Consider the following 2,619-nt stretch of genomic DNA (forward strand, 5'->3'; position numbering starts at 1 on the left):
GGCCAGTTTTTTTTTTTATTAAAACAACTTTCGGGCGTCAACGCCTGTATTCCCCCCCGGGCCGCCGGCGGGGGCGCCCCCCGGCCGGCCCCACGGCAGGGGGCTCAGGCGAGTGCCAGGCTGATCTGGTCGTTGAAGACGGCCCAGTTCTGCCCGCGGTCAGCGCGGTCGCAGGGCTTCGTCGAGAGGTTCGGGGTATCCCAGGCGTTGGCGAAGCAGTAGGCCGGGGCGAAGGCGAGGGAGATCTGCTGACCCGAGACGTTCCAGTACTGGCCCTGGTCGTTGGAGTTGCAGGGCTTGACCGAAACCTGCGGGGTCTCCCAGGTGTTGGCGAGACAGTAACCACGCGCGTTCGTGAGGGAGATCTGCTGGCCCGACACGGTCCAGTGCTGTCCTGGGGCCGTTGAGTCGCACGGCTTCGTGGAGACGTTCGGCGTCTGCCAGGCGTTGGCGAGGCAGTACCGGCCGGGGATGCGTGCGGTCTGCTGGGTGGGGTTCGCTGCCTCTGCCCCGCTCACCGGCAGGAGGGCGGCCGTCACTGCCAGCGAGGCGAGGGCGAGGGTCTTGCGCAGGGCGATTCCCATGATGCGGATTCCGTTCTCGATGCAGGTCCGTGCGCTTCGTGCACGATCTGAAATGGGCGGCCATTCGGCTTGGATCCAGGCGCCGGGAAATTGATATCAAGCAATCAGGGCAGGCCGACTGGGTTGCCCGACCCGTTCACTCGAAACGCTCAGTCGGCTGAAGATCTGATGAGCGTCGAGAAACGATTCACCCTGGCATGAGCCGGCGAATGATTCCCGTCAGGCATGGCTGTAAAGGTGCGGTCGGCGTGCTTGGTGTCTTGTTTGATGCGGCGGGAGGAAATGCAGTATCGCGCTCCCATGGATTTTCGTGACGATCTTCATCGCTGAAACGTTCCGGATGCTCTTTGTGTTCATTTCCGGCGCAGTCGAATGCGCGATATCAAGCCGAAATTCATGCGTGTGCGAGCGGGCCGGAAGGTGCCGCCCGGGGCGCCCTACGGGGTCCGGCCGCGCCGAGGGGGAGGGTCGGGGCCAGTGGAGATGGAGATCATCCGGCGCCGGAGGCCGGACCGCGGCCGATGACGCACGAGCCCCGGGCTCCCTCCCGCCAAGGCGGGGCCGTGGGGCCCGGAATGGCGGCCGGCGGGCGAACCTCTGCGGCTGCGTGTGGGAGCCGGGACGTCCTGGGCGGGGGTGCCGTTCCGCCCTGAGGCGGTGGCGGGCTCAGCGCTGGCCCGGCGGGGGACCGGGGAGGGCATCCGCTTGAGGCGGCCTGACGTCGGGACCCAGGGGCCGGGCTGGGGGTGGACGGCCCGACCGGGTGGAACGTGAGCGGGGGCTACAAGAGTCCGACGGTGCCGGCGAGCCAGTGTCCGAGGACATCGGTGCCGAGGAGGAACGGGGTGACGAGCCCCGAGACCAAGCACAGGGGGCCGGCGCAGGTGACGACGGCCATCGGCCAGTTCGCCGGGTATTCGTCCGCGGTCGCGAGGGACACGGTCCAGCACACCAGCGACACCCCAAGTCCGACCACGGCGGCCAGGACGAGTTTCCAGATACTGGGCCCCGGGGTGGCGTACAGGCCTGCGCCGTACGCCAGTGCCAGCTCGTAGATCACGGCGAACAGCACGACGACTTTGACGGTGTCATAGACGAGGATGGACAAGGGCTGGTCGGTTGGAGCGTGTCTGACCGGCCCCGGTGGAGTGCGGGGAGCCACCTGCCGTCCTCTCGCTCCTTGCCGTTCGGCCGGCGTGCCGGTCTGCTCGCCTTCCCCGGCTTCGGCGATCCGGGCGCGGGGCGCAGCGAGGGTGGCTTCGAAAGCCGTGTCCTGCGTTGACGCCCCGGGAACCTGCTGCGCCTCGACGAGGCGGCGGTTCTGCTCGCGCAGGACGCCGACTTCCTGTTGCAGCCGGCGGGCCTGCTCGCGTTGCCTGGTGAGTTCAGCCTCCATCTGTTGGATGTAGCCCTGAGCCTGCAGCAGGCCTTTGTCCTGCCCGGTGACCTGGGCCTGGAGGATCTGGCGTGCTCCCTCCGCGGTCCTCGCCCGGTCCAGTGCCTCTTCCAGCCGCTCGGCGAGGCGGCTTGCCCGTTCCCCAAGTCCGGTCAGGCGCGCCTCGGCGACCTGCTGCGCATGCTCATGTTCGCCGCGCAAGCGGGTCAGTTCCTCCTTGAGGTGGGCCAGCTGGACGGCGGGCGATCCGCTGGCGAGGTGTGCCTGTCCGCACAGTGCATCCAGCTCCTCCCAGACCTGCCGGGTCAGGGGCAGGCCCCGCGCAGCGAGGAACGACTGCATGGCGCGGAGCGTCTCGCGCGGGGCGATCCGGTCCCCGCTCAGATAGCGCGAGAGGGCTGCGGGGGAGATGTGGAGTGCGTCGGCCATTGCCTTCTGCGTCCCACCGGTGGCGGTGAAGCCGGCCACCGCCTTGCTCAGTGGGGGCGCCGCCCCCCCCCCCCCGGCCCGGCCCCCCCCCCCCCGGGCCCTCCGCCGTGGCCGTTTCCCCCCACGCCCTCGACTCCCACCACGGCGCCCGCGCCAACCAGTGGCACACCGACGTCACCGTCGTCCCCGCCTACCCCGCCTTCTCCATCC

Annotated in this window: 2 protein-coding genes; both read right to left on the minus strand. The window is 69.3% G+C overall.

The window, feature by feature from the left end; translation table 11 throughout:
- Positions 1-104: 104 nt before the first annotated feature.
- Entirely contained in the window at positions 105-584 is a 480-nt protein-coding gene (locus ACFXA3_RS40600) for a ricin-type beta-trefoil lectin domain protein (RefSeq protein ID WP_385196174.1), read from the minus strand.
- 781 nt (positions 585-1,365) lie between these two features.
- Entirely contained in the window at positions 1,366-2,448 is a 1,083-nt protein-coding gene (locus ACFXA3_RS40605; protein WP_385196176.1) for a helix-turn-helix domain-containing protein, read from the minus strand.
- Between the last annotated feature and the right edge of the window lie 171 nt (positions 2,449-2,619).

It is taken from the genome of Streptomyces sp. NPDC059456 (assembly GCF_042750055.1).
Lineage (GTDB): Bacteria > Actinomycetota > Actinomycetes > Streptomycetales > Streptomycetaceae > Streptomyces.